General features: G+C 64.8%; 15 protein-coding genes. 12 read left to right on the plus strand and 3 right to left on the minus strand.

Annotation, left to right across the window (positions count from 1 at the left end; translation table 11 throughout):
• Nucleotides 1-126 precede the first annotated feature (126 nt).
• The 3 genes from CupriaWKF_RS02075 to CupriaWKF_RS02085 all read left to right on the plus strand — a co-directional run bounded on the left by CupriaWKF_RS02075 (nt 127) and on the right by CupriaWKF_RS02085 (nt 2,361).
• Nucleotides 127-588: a cupin domain-containing protein gene (locus CupriaWKF_RS02075; protein WP_276099393.1), complete on the plus strand. Its 462-nt coding sequence runs from the start codon at nt 127-129 to the stop codon at nt 586-588.
• 35 nt (nt 589-623) lie between these two features.
• Complete coding sequence (locus CupriaWKF_RS02080) at nt 624-1,877, plus strand: hypothetical protein (protein ID WP_276099394.1); 1,254 nt, start codon at nt 624-626, stop codon at nt 1,875-1,877.
• 154 nt (nt 1,878-2,031) lie between these two features.
• Nucleotides 2,032-2,361, plus strand: coding sequence for an RcnB family protein (locus CupriaWKF_RS02085; RefSeq protein WP_276099395.1), 330 nt, complete (start codon nt 2,032-2,034; stop codon nt 2,359-2,361).
• Between the two features lie 92 nt (nt 2,362-2,453).
• Here CupriaWKF_RS02085 and CupriaWKF_RS02090 read toward each other — a convergent pair whose 3' ends face one another.
• Entirely contained in the window at nt 2,454-2,702 is a 249-nt protein-coding gene (locus CupriaWKF_RS02090; protein WP_276099396.1) for a hypothetical protein, read from the minus strand.
• Between the two features lie 354 nt (nt 2,703-3,056).
• On the opposite strand from CupriaWKF_RS02090, the gene CupriaWKF_RS02095 reads away from it, so the two are divergent.
• On the plus strand, nt 3,057-3,965 hold the full coding sequence (locus CupriaWKF_RS02095; RefSeq protein WP_276099397.1) for a glutamate/aspartate ABC transporter substrate-binding protein: 909 nt from the start codon (nt 3,057-3,059) through the stop codon (nt 3,963-3,965).
• Between the two features lie 7 nt (nt 3,966-3,972).
• On the opposite strand, the gene CupriaWKF_RS02100 is transcribed toward CupriaWKF_RS02095, so the two are convergent.
• Nucleotides 3,973-4,866, minus strand: coding sequence for a MurR/RpiR family transcriptional regulator (locus tag CupriaWKF_RS02100; protein ID WP_276099398.1), 894 nt, complete (start codon nt 4,864-4,866; stop codon nt 3,973-3,975).
• 297 nt (nt 4,867-5,163) lie between these two features.
• Here CupriaWKF_RS02100 and CupriaWKF_RS02105 point away from each other — a divergent pair, with 297 nt between their 5' ends.
• The 8 genes from CupriaWKF_RS02105 to CupriaWKF_RS02140 all read left to right on the plus strand — a co-directional run bounded on the left by CupriaWKF_RS02105 (nt 5,164) and on the right by CupriaWKF_RS02140 (nt 14,776).
• Entirely contained in the window at nt 5,164-6,489 is a 1,326-nt protein-coding gene (locus CupriaWKF_RS02105) for an aspartate aminotransferase family protein (RefSeq protein ID WP_276099399.1), read from the plus strand.
• Between the two features lie 265 nt (nt 6,490-6,754).
• Nucleotides 6,755-7,204: a type IV pilin protein gene (locus CupriaWKF_RS02110; protein WP_276099400.1), complete on the plus strand. Its 450-nt coding sequence runs from the start codon at nt 6,755-6,757 to the stop codon at nt 7,202-7,204.
• 6 nt (nt 7,205-7,210) lie between these two features.
• On the plus strand, nt 7,211-7,687 hold the full coding sequence (locus CupriaWKF_RS02115; protein ID WP_276099401.1) for a GspH/FimT family pseudopilin: 477 nt from the start codon (nt 7,211-7,213) through the stop codon (nt 7,685-7,687).
• Nucleotides 7,688-7,704: 17 nt separating this feature from the next.
• Nucleotides 7,705-8,274, plus strand: a complete 570-nt coding sequence (pilV, locus tag CupriaWKF_RS02120; protein WP_276099402.1) for a type IV pilus modification protein PilV — start codon at nt 7,705-7,707, stop codon at nt 8,272-8,274.
• An 8-nt stretch (nt 8,275-8,282) separates the two neighbouring features.
• Complete coding sequence (locus CupriaWKF_RS02125; protein WP_276099403.1) at nt 8,283-9,338, plus strand: PilW family protein; 1,056 nt, start codon at nt 8,283-8,285, stop codon at nt 9,336-9,338.
• Nucleotides 9,339-9,340: 2 nt separating this feature from the next.
• Complete coding sequence (locus tag CupriaWKF_RS02130) at nt 9,341-9,814, plus strand: PilX N-terminal domain-containing pilus assembly protein (RefSeq protein ID WP_276099404.1); 474 nt, start codon at nt 9,341-9,343, stop codon at nt 9,812-9,814.
• Between the two features lie 51 nt (nt 9,815-9,865).
• Entirely contained in the window at nt 9,866-13,012 is a 3,147-nt protein-coding gene (locus CupriaWKF_RS02135; protein WP_276099405.1) for a PilC/PilY family type IV pilus protein, read from the plus strand.
• Nucleotides 13,013-13,579: 567 nt separating this feature from the next.
• Nucleotides 13,580-14,776 carry a pyridoxal phosphate-dependent aminotransferase gene (locus CupriaWKF_RS02140; protein WP_276099406.1) on the plus strand — a complete coding sequence of 399 codons (1,197 nt, stop codon included), beginning with the start codon at nt 13,580-13,582 and terminating at the stop codon, nt 14,774-14,776.
• A 13-nt stretch (nt 14,777-14,789) separates the two neighbouring features.
• Here CupriaWKF_RS02140 and CupriaWKF_RS02145 read toward each other — a convergent pair whose 3' ends face one another.
• The gene (locus CupriaWKF_RS02145) at nt 14,790-16,289 is read right to left on the minus strand and encodes an efflux transporter outer membrane subunit (protein WP_276099407.1); all 1,500 of its coding nucleotides are present in this window, start codon (nt 16,287-16,289) and stop codon (nt 14,790-14,792) included.
• Nucleotides 16,290-16,299 lie beyond the last annotated feature (10 nt).

A 16,299-nucleotide genomic window follows, 5' to 3' on the forward strand; every position in this document is an offset into this window, starting at 1 on the left:
ACGCCCCGCCGTCGGCATGCACCAGGCAATGCGGGCGCAGGCCCCGCGCGCAACCGACGACGCCGGTGGCCACTTCTGAACACAGCACAGGCCCCGCGGGGCCTGCGCTGCCGGAGGCCGCCAACCATGAAGCCGCAACCCTTCGCAGTGACTCCCGACGCGCATGCGCGCGCGCTTAACGTAGTCGGCGAGAAGATCACGGTGCTGGCACCCAATACCGCCACGCAGGGCTACGAGGTGTTCCTGCAACAGGGTGAAGAGGGCAGCGGACCTCCGCCGCACTGCCACGACTGGGACGAGTCGTTCTACGTCACACGCGGCACGATCGACATTGGCTATGACGACCAGGTCATCACGGCCACGGCCGGCACGTTCGTGCACGTACCAGCAGGCACCATGCATCACTTCCGCTTCGGGCCAGGCGGTGGCGAGATGATTTCCATCACCAGCCAGGGCGGACGCGCATCCCGCCTGTTCACCCGCATCGACGAGGAAATCCCGCCGGGCGAGCCAGATATCGCCAAGCTGCTCGCGGTGGCGAGCGAGTGCGGGGTGACGGTCGCCGCGGGCGGTTCGCCGCACGCCTGACCGGCAGCCCGCCGCAGACATCGGGGGATTGCCCAGTGAAGAATTGGCTTGCGGTGGGGGTGGTAATGATTGCCGCGCTGCTGTCGACGGCGGCGGGTGCCGCGGACTTCGGCAGCAAGGGTGGGCCCGAGCCCGCCAATGTCGGGGAGATTGCCGATCGCCTGCGCGCGGACCCCTATGACCTGGAGCTGTTGATCAGCTTCGGCACTTCCAAGGGCGGTTCAGCCGGCCACATTGCGCTGGCGATCCGTGACCAGGCGCCGGGCGACGACCTCGTCTACTCGGCCAACTTCTATGCCGACCGTGACCGCAAGCACGCGGCAGGCTATTACACCGATGACCTGATGGTGGCCATCCCGAAGCGGGAATACCTGTTCGGGACGGTCTCGTCGGTTGCGCCGACCGCCGCGTTCGGCCTGGACTTCGGCGAGATCTACAAGCGCTCGGTGATCGGCGTGCGCGTGCGCGGCGTGCCGGCGCGCGACAAGGAAGCCCTGGCCGCCTACTTCAGGCGCATCAACGACGACTTTCACCGGCGTGCCAGGAACACCGAGTACCACCGGGGCGAAATCCGCTATGACTACTTGCGCCTCAACTGTGCCAAGACCATTGGCGCGGCATTCCGCTATGGCGCAGGCTACAAGGACCTGGAGGTCACGAGCGCCAGGCTGCTGTCCGGGCGCCGGGTGGTGGCGGCCGCCACGGCCAACGTCCCGACCGAGATGGCGATGAAGCTCATCCGCGAGTGGGGAACACGCGGGTACGGCATGGATGTCGTGCTGTACAAGAAATACGGCGGTTCGACCTATGTGGATCCGCTGGAGGAGGAGAAGGTGGCCTTCAAGGACTTGCCCAATCGCTTTCCTTCGGTCCTGTCGCTGGATTTCCGCAGGGAGCAGGGCGCCTACAAGGACTTCGACAACCTGTATGCGATGTACCTGCTGTACAACCTTGGCCGGTACAGCGTGCGTGTCAACGCGCAGACGCTGCGGCTCGAGATCGAGCAGGAGAAGGCACCGATGGCCTACACCGAGGCCGCCGAGCTCGCCAGGCGCAATGCCAGGTCCGACAGCAGGAATTTCCGTCGCGGTGTCCTGTTCCGGCCGCTTGGCACCAGCATCGGGGAGACGCCGGACAACACACATCTTTATGACTTCTCCGCGGGGGGTGCCGACAGCGGCCAGATGCCGGGCGTTGCCGATGTTGCGCGGCTGGCGGATTCGATCGCCACGCAGGTGACCGCGGCGAGCACGGAAGAAGGGTGGCTGCCGGCTGCCGCCGGCAACTGAACACAGTTCGGACGCCGGCGGGGTGCTCGCGCGTTGCGTGCATCAGAGGGCACACCCGGGCTTCCTGAAAGCGTGTGCGGCGATTTGTGACTAAGCTGGTAGTGGCTGTCCGCTTGCACCGGCAGTTCGGTTTTCCGTACGCAAGGAGATCACCATGAAGACAAAAAAAGCGCTACCCGCGCTGTTGCTGATCGCTGGCGTCCTGACGGCTTCCGCCAGCTTTGCCCAGCACAAGGGCAAGTCGAAGATGGCCGAGCCCGCGCCGGCCTCTGCTGCTGCCACGTCGCCCTACATGCAGGTCCAGGAATGGAAGAAGGGCGATCGCCTGCCCACCGAGTTCCGCGACAGGCAGTATGTGATCGATGACTGGAAGCAATACAGCCTGCCGGCGCCGCGCAAGGGCACGCACTGGGTTGGTGTCGGTGCGAACTACTACCTGGTGGCGCCCAATGGGGTGATCCAGCAGGTAGGCGCCGGAAGCTGACCCCGATCGCGGCACCTTCGTCCTCCTGCAATAAAGAAGCCGCCCGCGCTGACCTGCGCGGGCGGCTTTTTCCTTCACGTTCCGGCAGAGCGTCAGATGCCGAGGATCTTCTTCGCTTCGAGCAGCGACTTCATGGCTTCGTCATGCTGGCCGGCCTTGTGGTAGGCCTCGCCTTCGGCGCGCAGCTTCTGCACGCGCGCAGCGTCTTGCGGCGACAGCGCCGGCTTGGTCGAGAGCTTGGCGTCGATGGCCTTCATCTCGTTGGGGCAGTTGTGGGCCAGGGCAAGGGTGCTGGCGCCAGCCAGCAGGATTGCCGTGAGGATAGAAAGAGTCTTGCGCACATTCCCTCCCGTTCATGAGGTTGGGAAATCCAGCATAGTCCATGCACGCCAGCGGCGCCTGCGGTGCTACAGCAAGGTGCGCCGGCAGCCATTCCGCTGCTATGTTGGAGAACCCGTACTGGCCCGCATCATCCCGACCGCCCCGACCGCGCATCGAATCCTCCGCCGAGCATTATTCACTGGCCTTGCTGTGCGCCGCCTGTACGCAGTAAGGCACCCGCCAGACCAGTGTTCCATCCAATCCCAGGCAAAACAAGCGTTTCATGGTAATCCATTATGGAACAATTGTTGCTAGCCGCCTAGCATCCCATCACCCCGACGGCGAATCCGGAATTCGCCATTCAAGGAGCTATCATGAACGCCGTGAAATTCACCTGCCTGGGTCTCGCCTTGACCGCTGCCCTGACCGCGGGCACCGCGCTGGCCGTTGATGTTGCGAGCAGCCCGACGCTAAGCAAGATCAAATCGTCCGGAACCATCGCCATCGGCCACCGCACGTCGTCGATCCCGTTCTCGTACTACGACAGCAACCAGAAGGTGATCGGCTTCTCGCAGGATCTCTGCGACCGCGTGGTGAATGAGGTGAAGAAGCAGACCGGCGTGCCCAACCTGCAGGTCCGCATGGTGCCGGTCACGTCGCAGAACCGCATCTCGCTCGTGCAGAACGGCACGGTGGACCTGGAGTGCGGCGTTACCACCAACCTGAAGTCGCGCCAGGAGCAGGTGGCGTTCTCGACCACGTTCTTCGTGGCCGGCACCCGGTTGCTGGTGAAGAAGGGCAGCCCCGTGCATGACTTCTCCGACCTGTCCGGCAAGGCGGTGGTCACCAATGCGGGTACGACCTCGGAACGCATCCTGCGCCGCCTGAACGACGAGAAGAAGGCCAATATCACGATCCAGAGCGCCAAGGACTACGGCGAATCATTCCTGATCCTGCAGTCGGGACGCGTGGCCGCGTTCATGATGGATGACGTGCTGCTGTCCGGCGCGCGCACGCTGGCGCCGAATCCGGCCGAATGGGTGGTGGTCGGCACGCCGCAGTCGTTCGAGGCCTACGGCTTCATGATGCGCAAGGACGATCCGGGGTTCAAGCAGCTGGTCGACGGCGTGCTGACCGGCCTGATGAAGAGCGGCGAGATCAACACGCTCTACGACAAGTGGTTCCTCAAGCCCGTGCCGCCCAAGAACATCAACTTCGAGTTCCCGATGAGCGAGCCGGTGAAGAAGGCCTACGCCAACCCGAACGACCAGGCGTTCGAGTAAGCGGTGGTCAGTCGCGGTCGGCCCGCACGTAGGCGCCGGCGCGGTGCAGTTCGCCTTCTGCCTGTTCCAGCGCACGGATGGCGCCCTTGCCTTTGCGTGCGAGGAGCTGCTCCACCAGCGCTTCGACCGTGGCGATGCCGGCCGTGATCGACGGGAAGAACGACGGGCTTTCCACCGAGAACAGCAGCGTGCAGTCGGCGGCCAGCGCGATCGGCGCGACCGAGCTGTCGGTCAGCGCCACGACCTTGCAGCCGGCCTCGCGCGCGGCGCTGGCCACGCGGATGATCTCCTGCGAATACGGCGCAAAGCTGATCACCAGCACCGCGTCGCGCGGGCCAAAGGCGCGCAGCTCCATCTCCAGGCTCCCCGCATCGCCGCGCACCAGTTGCACGGTGCTGCGGAACAGCCGGTAGACGTAGTGGAACGTGTAGGCAATCGGGAAGCATGAGCGGAACCCGGCCACATGCACGCTGGCTGCGGCGGACAGCAGCTCGGCGGCGGCCTGCAGGGCCTTCTCGTTGCCCGCGCCGATCTGGTCGAGATTGTTGTGCTGGGCTTCCAGCATCTCGCCGAGCATCCGGCTCGTGCCGCCATCGCGCACCACCTTGCGGGCCCGGCGTGCATAGGGCTGCGAACTGCCGCGCAGGGCGTCGACGAACAGTTCGCGCAAGCCCTGCCAGCCTTCGAAACCCAGATGCTGCGACAGCCGCACGAGCGTGGCCGGCTGCACCCCCGCGCTCACCGCGATCTTGCGCATCGACAACACCGGCACATCCTGCGGATGGTCCAGCAGGTAGCGCGCGCCGCTCTGGAATTGCACGCTCAGCGTTTGAAAGCTGGCGCGCAGCCGGGCCTGCAAGGCATCCAGGTCTTCTGGCGGGGTGATGCTGGGCGACGACATTGATGCTCCGGATTGAGGTCGTAACGATTGTTGCACAGGCGGCGCGGCCCGACATCACCCGGTCGCGTGGCCCGTTATGCACCAGGGCCGGCGCCAAGCGTCCCATCGGCCGCCCGCGGTAGATTCATTCGATTCTTTTATCGGTAACGATGAAACATACGTTGCATATCACCGCGCCTTCTCCTTATACTTTCCGATAGCCGCGCTGCCGGCTGGCTATATATCGACCATCTGGTCCGGAACCTGTATGTCGGCGGCGCGTTGCCCAATTCCTCCTTTATTGCAGGAACGATCGCCATGACTCACGTCTTTCATCGCAATCCGCGCCAGACCTTGCCTGTCGCGGTCGCCGGCAGCGGCATCGAGCTGGTCGACAGCGAAGGCCGTCGCTACCTCGACGCCTCCGGCGGCGCGGCGGTGTCATCGCTGGGCCATGGCCACCCGCGCGTGATCGCGGCGATCAAGGCGCAGCTCGACACCATCGCCTACGCGCACACCTCGTTCTTCACCACGGAGGTGTCCGAGACGCTCGCGCAGACGCTGGCGCAGGCCGCGCCCGGCGACCTCGATCATGTCTACTTTGTTTCTGGCGGTTCCGAGGCGGTCGAGGCCGCGCTCAAGCTCGCGCGCCAGTATTTCGTTGAACTGGGGCAGGGCAGCCGCCGCCATTTCATCGCGCGGCGCCAGAGCTATCACGGCAATACGCTCGGCGCGCTGGCCATCGGCGGCAATGCGTGGCGCCGCGAGCCGTTCCTGCCGCTGCTGGTGCCGGCGCACCATGTGTCGCCGTGCTATGCCTACCGCGACCAGGCGGCCGGCGAGACCGACCATCAGTACGCACAACGGCTGGCCGACGAACTGGAGGCCAAGATCCTGGAACTCGGCCCCGTGAGCGTGGCGGCCTTTGTCGCAGAAACCGTGGTCGGTGCCACGGCCGGTGCCGTGCCGCCGGTGGCGGACTACCTCAAGCGCATCCGCGCCGTGTGCGACAAGTACGGCGTGCTGCTGATCCTGGACGAGGTCATGTCCGGCATGGGGCGCACCGGCTATCTCTTTGCCTGCGAGGAGGACGGCGTGGTGCCCGACATCGTCACCATTGCCAAGGGTCTCGGCGGCGGCTACCAGCCGATCGGCGCGATGATCTCCACGCGCCGGATCTACGACACCATCGTGGCCGGCAGCGGCTTCTTCCAGCACGGCCACACGTATATCGGCCATGCCACCGCATGCGCGGCTGCGCTGGCCGTCCAGCGCACCATTGCCGAAGACAAGCTGCTGGCCAATGTGCGCGAGCGCGGCGAGCAGCTGCGCGCGCGCCTGCGCGAGGCGCTTGGCAGTCATCCGAATGTTGGCGACATCCGCGGCCGTGGCTTGTTCGTCGGCGTGGAATTCGTTGCCGACCGCGTCAGCAAGGCCACGCTCGACCCCAAGCTCAAGACCCACGCGAAGCTGAAGGCCGCGGCGATGCAGAACGGCCTGCTGGTCTATCCGATGGGCGGCACTGTCGATGGCGTCAACGGCGACCACGTGCTGTTCGCACCGCCGTTCATCTGCACGGCGCGGGACATTGACGAGATCGTCGAGCGGTTTGCGGGGGCGGTTGCGGCTGTCTTGCCGACGTAACTACGCCGGGATTGTGATGCTGCGGCGACATGGGTGGTCTGTCTTGTAGCCGCAACGCCGCGTCGTCGGCATAGCAATTTCTTTGACCCTTGCAAAAGCGTGGCTTACACTTCGCGCCATAGCGCTGGAAATAGGTCATCCGGCACATAATAAGCATCGGAGCGCGAGCATGGGACATAGAAGCCCTGCAGTGCGACACGACAGCAGGGTCAAGTTTTTAGGGCTGTCGTTTCGGGTCATAGGGGAATATCGGTCTTCCACTGGCATGCGATGCCGGTGCGGGCATGCGCGTTCGCGTCATGCCAGGCCGGCGTTCGGGTTCACGCTGATCGAGCTGATGATCACGGTGGCGATCATCGCCATCCTGGCCACCATCGCGTATCCCTCCTACACGCAGTACGTCATCCGCAGCAACCGCTCTGCTGCGCAGAGTTTCATACTGGGCGTTGCCAACCAGCAGGAACAGTACAGCCTGGACGCCCGCCAGTACGCGACCACGCTGACGACGCTTGGTGTCACGGTCCCTTCGGAGGTTTCCCGCAACTACGCCGTCACGCTGACTGCGAACAATGCGGCGACACCGCCCACCTATACCGTCACCGCCACGCCCACTGGCGGCCAGCTCGCCAGTGACACGAATTGTTTGGCACTGACGGTGGACCAGACCGGCACCAAGGGCATCAGCGGTCCGGGGCCCCTGACAAGTTGCTGGTGAGCGGCCATGATCTTTTTCAAATGCCTTTCACCAGCGTCCAGGCGGAGCTGCGGCTTCACGCTCATCGAACTGATGACCACGGTGCTTATCGCGGCCATTCTGCTGTCCGCCGGTACGCCCTACTTCAGAGATTTCATACTGGGCCAGCGGATACGTGCAGCGGCTTCCGATCTGGCATCCAGCCTGGTCTATGCGCGCAGTGAGGCGGTCAAGCGCAACACCGGGGTCACTATCGCTCCGGCCGCCGGCGGCTGGCAGAACGGCTGGACCGTGACCGTCGGAACTGCCCTGCTGAGCAGCCACGACGCCTTTACCGGCTTGACCCTGACGGGGCCAGTCGGGGGAATGGTCTACAACAGCAATGGTCGCCTGGCCGCAGCGCCAACGCCTTTCGGCATTTCCGCATCCGGTAGCTCCGTCATTCCACGTTGCGTGAGCGTCGACCTGAGTGGCCTGCCAAGTAACGTGGCGGGGAGCTGCTGATGCGCTGCTTAACACCAATGCGGAAATCCGAAGGCGGATTCGGCCTGATCGAGGCGCTGGTCACGCTGATCGTCCTCCTGCTTGGGCTGCTCGGACTGGTGACACTGATGCTGGCCAGCCAGCGGGCCGAGTCCGAGTCTTACCAGCGTGCCCAGGCACTTATCCTGTTGCAGGACATGGTTGAGCGCATCAATGCCAACCGCTCGGCAGCCGGCTGCTATGCGATCACCATCGACACCGCAAACGGCGTGCCTTATCTGGGCACCGGCGCAGGCACGCTGCCCACGTGTTCGCTGGGTACGATCCAGGCCTACACCCTCGCCAACAATGACCTCGCCGCCTGGAACAACCTGCTTGCGGGCGCGGCCGAGGCCAGCGGCGCCAGCAATGTCGGCGCCATGATCGGCGCGCGCGGGTGCATCAGCCTCGGCGCAGCGCCAAGTACCTACGTGGTCAGCGTCGCCTGGCAAGGTAAGAACAAGACCGCCGCGCCGGTCGCGGGTCTGCCATGCGGCAAGGGGCTGTATGGAGCTGAAACGCAGCGGCGGGTGGTGAGCGCCACGCTGCAGATTGCCAACCTCAACTAACGGCTGCCGTGACGACTCCTGCCACCTTGCGCCCGCTCTCGTCCATGCGTCGCCGCCAGACCGGCATGTCGTTGGTGGAGCTGATGGTTGCCATTGCTATCGGGCTGTTCCTGCTGGCGGGCATCACGGCGCTGATCAGCCAGCAAAGCAGTGCGCGCGCCGAACTGGACAAATCGAGCCGGCAGATCGAGAGCGGACGCTATGCCTTCACGGTGTTGCAGGACGACATCGAGCACGCTGGCTACTACGGGCGCTTCGGTGGCACGATGACGGCATCCGCCATATTGCCGGATCCGTGCTCGGTTGCCACGGCCAGCGTGACCGACGCGCTGGCCCTGCCTCTCCAGGGGTATGACGCGCCGACTACCGTGCCGGCGCCCCTGTCCGCTTGTCTGGATGACGCCAATCATGTTCCCGGAACGGACATCCTTGTCACCAGGCGCCTTGAAACTGACGATGCACTGGCCTCGCCGGCCACCGGGGTGGCGGGCCAGATCTATGTGCAGACTACGCCTGCAGACAAGAAAATCGGGATCGGTCCCGACCCCACGCCGGCCACACCATCCACCTACACGCTGGTACAGAAGGACGCGACGACGCCAGCGCCGTTGTGGCGTTACGTGCAGTCGATCTATTTCATCAGCCCCTGCAATCGCTTCGCAGCGGGCGCTACTGTCTGCACGTCTGCCGCCGACGGCGGCAAGCCCGTGCCGACGTTGAAGCGCCTTGAGCTCACCGCCTCCGGCGGAGTTCCGGCTTTCGTGATCACGCCGCTCGTTGACGGTATCCAGAACATGCAGCTGGACTATGGCGTCGATGCAATCGGCGCCGGCACGCCGGCGGTGCCGTTCATCGCCGCCCCCGCACTCGCGGACTGGCCAAACGTGATGGCCGTGCAGATCAGCCTGCTGGCGCGCAACACGGATGCATCGGCGGGCTATTCCGACACGAAGACCTACAGCATGGGGAGCGCCGGATCGGTCGGCCCGTTCTCGGATGCGTACAAGCGCCACGTCTATACCGGCACCGTACGTGTCATCAACCCCAGTAGCCGGAGAGAATGATCATGAAGCGCAAGTTGCTGGCGCGCGGCAACCAGCACCGGGGCATCAGCCTGGTGGTTGGCCTGGTGATGCTGATCGTGCTGACCCTTTTGGTCGTGTCCGCAGTGCGCATGAGCAATTCCAGCTTGCGCATCGTCGGGAACCAGCAGGCCCGGGCGGAAGCCAGTGCAGCGGCACAACAGGCGATCGAGAAAGTCATCGGCTCTGCGGCGAATTTCTACACTCCTGCCGCGCAAAGCTTCGACATCGACATCAACAACGACGGCATCGCGGACTACGCGGTGCAGACAGCCGCACCGGCTTGTCTGCAGATGGTGGCGGCGGACGGCTACAGCTATGAATTCTCCCAGTCCGCACCTCAGGACACTTACTGGGACGTCACGGCCGTTGCGACGGACAAGCGGGGCAGCGGTGTCACCGTCACCGTTCATCAAGGTGTGAAGGTGCGAATGGATTCGACCGCCACGTGCACATAAGACGGCATGGGCGCTTAAGAACAAAATTTTCGGGATCGCCGGGGGCTAACTATGTCCATTCTCAAACTCTGCCGGACCGTCGCACTGGTCCTGCTGGCACTTATACCAATCGTCGGGCATCCGGAGGACACGGACATCTTCACGGTTCAGCCTTCTGGATCAGCCACTTCGGCGCCCAACATCCTGTTTATCCTGGATAACACGGCAAACTGGTCCAAGGCATCGCAACACTGGGTGGGTTCTGCCACGCAAGGGCAGGCCGAGTTGAAGGCAATCGCCAATTTTGTCGCGAACCTGAAGCAGCCCGTCAATGTCGGGGTCATGATGCTGACTGCGCCTGGCGGCGGCCGCGATGGCGGATATGTGCGATTTGGCGTGCGCGACATGTCGTCGTCCAGCAATAACCTGGCACTGCAGAAGATCGTTGGCGGTATCGACGTCAATGCGCCGGACGAGGAAATCAGCCAATCGTCGGGCGATTATGCCAACGCCTTGTACGAGACCTGGCTTTATCTGACCGGGTCGGCCACCAGCTGGGCCGGAATGGATCCGATGGCCGACTTCGCTGGCAACGGCGGTACGAAACAAGACAATCTCACGACATCGTCCACGAGTGGAGGCGGATTGACGTCGGGCTTTGCGTACAGGGGATCTGCCGCCGGTTCCGGCTACAACAGTCCGCTGGGCGGCGGCTGCGGCAAGACATACATCGTCTTCATCGGCAATAACCGCCAGGGCCAGCTTCCGCCGGTGCCCGGTACTTCAGATCCCGCGGCGACCACGCTTACCAAGTACAAGTACTCGTCCGTGCCCGATGTCCAGTCAGCCTGGACGCGCTTCCTGCGGTTGCGTCCCGACCTGGGGGCCGGCAGCACCGCAGCGGCGAACGGCTCGATCATCACCTATACCATCGACGCCTGGCACGACCAGCAGAATGCCGACTTCACCACCATGATGAAGAACATGGCATTCCAGGGAGGCGGCGACTATTTTCAGGCCGGTAGCGACGACGCCCTGAACCTGGCGTTGCAAAAGATCCTGAATCGGATCCTTGCGTACAACTCGGTCTTTGCTTCGGTTTCGCTTCCTGTGTCCGTCAGCGTGCGCGGCACTTATCTGAACCAGGTCTATCTGGGCATGTTCCGCCCCGACAGCGATGCCAAGCCGAACTGGGTGGGCAATCTCAAGCAGTATCAGTTGAACGCCGACAAGACGACTACTCCGCCGACAGTCTTCCTGGCAGATGCCAGCGGTGTAGCGGCGGAAAACCAGAACACTGGCTTCGTCAACCCTGACGTGACGAGCATCTGGACGGTTCCGTCCAGCTTTTGGGATCTCACGAACTATCCTCTGTCCCAGGGATCAGGTGGCAGCTCCGACGCGCCGGACGGCGACCTTGTTGAAAAGGGCGGGGCGGGACAGAGTCTTCGTACCACCTTTCCGACGGACCAGTCTAGCCGCGCCGTCTATACCTGCATGGGAACCTGCAGCCAGGGCTCCACGCTTTCCGGGAGTCTCTTCAATACAGCCAATGCATCGATCGTCGCATCCATGCTTGGTCTGTCCACGGGTACCAGCAAGGATTCGGTCATCAACTGGGTTCGCGGCGGCAATGTCAAGGTCGATGACCCCAACGTTGCCAATCCTTCGGCGCCGACGAAATACAATATCCGCGGCTTTGCCCATGGCGACGTTCTTCATTCGCGGCCTGCGGTCATTAACTATGCCCGGACGACCGACGACGTGGTGGTGTTCTACGGTTCGAATGACGGCATGCTCCATGCCGTGAAGGGCGGCCCGGCCGGGGGCAATGAACTGTGGAGTTTCATCCCGTCGGAGCACTTCCCGAAGTTTGGTCGTATGTATGACCATTCGCCGACGATTTCTTCTACGAATCCAAAGCCCTATTTCGTCGATGGTTCCGCCACGGTCTATACGTATTCGACCAGCATCGACGGGAAGATCGATGCGACGCGCGGCGACAAGGCTTACCTTTTCCTCACGATGCGGCGTGGTGGCCGCTTCATCTACGCGCTGGATGTCAGTGATCCGGCAACGCCAAAGTTCCTCTGGAAGCACAGCAATACGGATACCGGCTTCAGCGAACTGGGCCAGGCCTGGTCCGACCTGCGCGTTGCAAAGATCCGCGCCTCGTCGAATCCCGTGCTGATTTTCGGCCTCGGCTATGATCCGGACGCGAATGATCCCATGACTCAGAAGACGGCAGCCATGGGCCGCGGCGTCATGGTACTGGACGCTGTGACTGGCATACCTGTCTGGCAGGCGGGCGTCGCCGCCACCACCGGTGCGACTGGCCTTAACGTGCCCGGCATGTCCTATGCGATTCCTGCCAACATGGCGATCATCGATTCGGACCGGGACGGTTACATTGACCGCATCTACGCTGCCGATACCGGTGCCAATATCTGGCGCATCAATATCAGCAACGCGACCCCTTCGAACTGGACCGTGTCCTTGCTGGCGGCATTGGGCGGCACGGGCGCCGATGCACGAAAGTTCTTCTATGCGCCCGACGTGGTACCGCCGTCGACGACAAATCCCTCCACCGATACCCTGCTGATCGGGTCCGGCGATCGGGAGCATCCCTTCGATACCAGTGTTCAGAACCGCTACTACATGATCAAGGACGACCATGCGCTCAACGCGGTGCCGTCGACCACGATCACGGAGGGCCCGCTCGGCTCCAGTACCGGTACGGCTGGACAACTCTATGACGCCACCGCCAACCTGATCCAGGTCGGGACTGCGGATCAGGTCAAGGCAGCCAGCGCCGCGCTGACCGCTGCCAGCGGGTGGTATATCGTCCTGGGCACGGGCGAGAAGGTGGTCAGCGGCTCGGCCACGCTGTCGGGAACGGTCATGTTCGGTACCAACACGCCGAAGGCGGCCGCGCCGAACTCCTGCACCGGAGACCTCGGCGAAGCGCGCCTCTACCAGCTGAATTACCTGAACGGCGCTGCCATACAGGATGTCAACAAGAGTGGCAGCCTGACTACCGCTGACCGGTATCAGGTTCGTGCAGGGGGTGGTTTCCCGCCAACACCGGTTCCAGTAGCCGTGAAGATTGGTGACGCGACATACGATGCCGCCATCAGCGGCACGCAGGTGCTGACCCCGGCCGGGCCGCGGCTGGGACGCCGTTACCGCATCTATTGGCGCAAGGGCATCGACGGATGACAAACCGATGGGCATGCTTGGCATGCCCATCGCCATTTGGCTGCCCGGTCAAGCGTAGCGATACAAATGGCTACTGCCACTCTCCTTGCCGAGCTACTCCTTCGGCACACCGCAGCCTCCCACTGGCGGCATGCAGCCGCCGCTGCCACAATGATTGTTTGGGGCTGATCCCTCCCACCACCCCGCTAACGGCAAGATGCGGTGGCGGAATTGGTGGCGGAATTCTCAAGTGATCCTTCGACTTCTCATTCTCCTGTTGCTGTCATGGCAGCTTGCCTCGGCCACCGAGGCACCTGCCAGTGGCGCTTCTGGTCAGGCTCGCAATCCTGCTTCCGCCGCGCAAGCCGCGAGGCCCGAGCGCTCAAGCCCGAACCAGTACTCCCTGCGTCCCGGCAATGATGGCCAGGCCGGAAGCGGCTTCGGTCTGAAGCTCAGACCCGGAGGCGCCTTGCGGGACGATGACAGCAGCCCCAGTGACCGGCTTGGCTATCCCCGCAGGTAGGCGGCAGCGGCAAGGGGCCACGCTTTCCGGTACCCTTGCGATTCCCCGCCAAGCTGAGGAGTCCCATGCGCATCAGCCCCGACCCGGCAATCCCGCAAGCCCGCTCCACCATCCGCCACCTGCGCGCCTCGCGCATCCGCGAAGTCGCCAACGCCGGCATCGGCCTGCCTGACGTGCTGCCGTTCTGGTTCGGCGAATCGGACCAGGCCACGCCGGACTTTGTCCGCGACGCCGCGGCGCGCGCGCTGGCTGGCGGCGCCACGTTCTATACCCACAACCTTGGCATCGCGCCGCTGCGCACCGCGTTGGCCGACTATGTCGGCGCGCTGCACGGTGCTACCGCCATCGACAACGTCGCCGTCACCAGCGCCGGGGTCAATGGCCTGATGCTGGCCGCGCAGCTGATCGCCAGTCCCGGCGACCGCGTGGTGGCGGTGACGCCGCTGTGGCCCAACCTGGTGGAGATCCCGAAGATCCTCGGCGCCTCGGTCGAGACCGTCTCGCTCGACTATGGCGCGCACGGCTGGACGCTCGACGTCGACAAGCTGCTGGCCGCGCTGACGCCGGAAACGCGCGCGCTGATGGTCAACTCGCCCAACAACCCGACCGGCTGGGTGATGTCGCGCGCGGCGCAGCGCACCGTGCTCGACCATTGCCGCCGGCATGGCATCTGGATCATCGCCGACGAAGTCTACGAGCGCCTCTACTTTGGCGACGAGCCCGGCGGCGGAGACAGCCGCACCGCGCCGTCGTTCCTGGACATCGCCTCGCGCGAGGAGCGCGTCATCTGCGTCAACTCGTTCTCCAAGGCCTGGCTGATGACGGGCTGGCGGCTCGGCTGGATGGTGCTGCCGTCATCGATGATCGACGACCTTGGCAAGCTGATCGAATACAACACCTCGTGCGCGCCGTCGTTCGTGCAGGAGGCAGGCGTTGCGGCCGTGCGCGAGGGCGAGCCGTTCACGCGCGACCTGGTGCAGCGGCTGCGCGGCGCACGCGATCACCTGGTGGGCGCGCTGTCCGCATTGCCGGGCGTGGATGCGCATGCGCCAGATGGTGCGATGTATGTGTTCTTCCGCCTGTCCGGCACCAGCGACAGCCTGGCCCTGTGCAAGCAGCTCGTGCGCGAGGCGCGGCTGGGGCTGGCTCCGGGCAGTGCATTCGGCGACGAGGGCGAGGGTTTCGTGCGCTGGTGCTATGCGTGCGATCCGGCCCGTCTCGACGAAGGCGTGCGGCGCCTGCGCGGCTTCCTCGGCCGCTGACCCGGACCCTTGCTTATTGCACGGCCGGCGCAGCGGCGCCGGCCTGTGCATTCTTCTCTTCCTCCCACCAGCCGCCGCCCAGCGCCTGCAGCAGCGCGGCGGAATCCGCGAGCCGGCTCGCGGTCGCCTGGGCCAGGTCCAGCGAAGCCTGGCGCGACTGGCGTTCCGCATCGAGCAGCGTGAGCTGGCTGACACCGCCGAGCCGGTACTGTTCCGAGACGATGGCCAGCGTGGCGCGTGCCTGCCGCGCATTGTCGGCGCGCGCGCGCAGCGTGGCGGCGTCGGCCTCCAGCGCGCGCAGGGTATCGGCCACGTTCTGCAGGCCCTGCAGCACGGCCTGGCGGTAGGCCGCCAGCGACTGTTCATAGGCGGCCTCGGCCGCGCGCTTGCGCGCGAGCAGTTCGCCACCGTGGAACACAGGCTGCACCAGGCCGGCTGCCAGGCTCCAGACGTTGAAGCTGTCGAACAGGTTGCGCGCCGTGGTGGACTGCCAGCCGCCGCTCGCGCTGAGCGTGATCTGCGGATAGAGATTGGCGGTGGCCACGCCGATATTGGCCGAGGCCTGGTGCAGCAGCGCTTCGGCCGCGCGGATGTCCGGGCGGCGTCGCGCGAGCGTCGATGGCAGGCTGAGCGGCAGGGCCTCGGGTAACTGCAGGTCCTCGAGCCTGAACTCGGGCAACTGCGCCGCGGCGGGCGTCTGGCCCGTGTAGACCGCGAGCTGGTGGCGCGTGGCCTCGATCTGCTGCGCGAGCCCGGGGATCAGCGCCTGTGTCTGCGCCAGTTCGGAGCGCTGCCGTTGCACATCGACACGCGCCACGCCGCCGGCGCGCAGCCGGTCCTCGGCGATGCCCACTTCGCGCTGCTGCGCCTCGGCAATCGCCACGGTCTCGGCCAGCTGCGCGCGCAGCCCCGCTTCGCGGATCGCTGCCGTGGCGACATTGGCGGCGAGCGCCAGGCGCGCGGCCTCGAACTCATAGCGCTGGTAATCCACGGCCGCCTGCAGGCCTTCGAGCTCGCGCCGCTGGCCCCCGAACAAGTCGAGGACATATGAGACCTGGACCGTAGCGCCGTATAGCGTGAAGGGCCCGGGGCTCGGGATCGCCGTGATGCCGAGCGACTGGAAGTTGACCTGCTGACGGGTCGTGTTGAGGTTCGCGTCCACCGTCGGCCAGCGCGTGGCACCGGTGCGCGCGGCCAGGTTTTCCTGTGCCTCGCGCAGTTTCGCCCGGGCCTGCGCGAGCGTGGGGCTGCCATCGAGCGCGGCGCGGATGGTTGCATCGAGCGCGGGGCTGCGGAACAGCGCCCACCATTGCGCGGGCACGTCGGCACCGGCCGCGAATGTCTGGGACTGGCCATGCGGCAGGTTGCCGGGCATGTCGGCGGCAACCGTGGCCTGCGGCAGCGGGCCGGCGACGTAGCCGGTATCGGCGGGCTGCGCAGGTGCGCGGAAATCGGGGCCGACCGCGCACGCCGAGAGCAGCAGGCAGCCAAGAAGCGAAAGAGTTGCACGCATGGCGTTGGCT

Source organism: Cupriavidus sp. WKF15 (genome assembly GCF_029278605.1).
Classification (GTDB): domain Bacteria; phylum Pseudomonadota; class Gammaproteobacteria; order Burkholderiales; family Burkholderiaceae; genus Cupriavidus.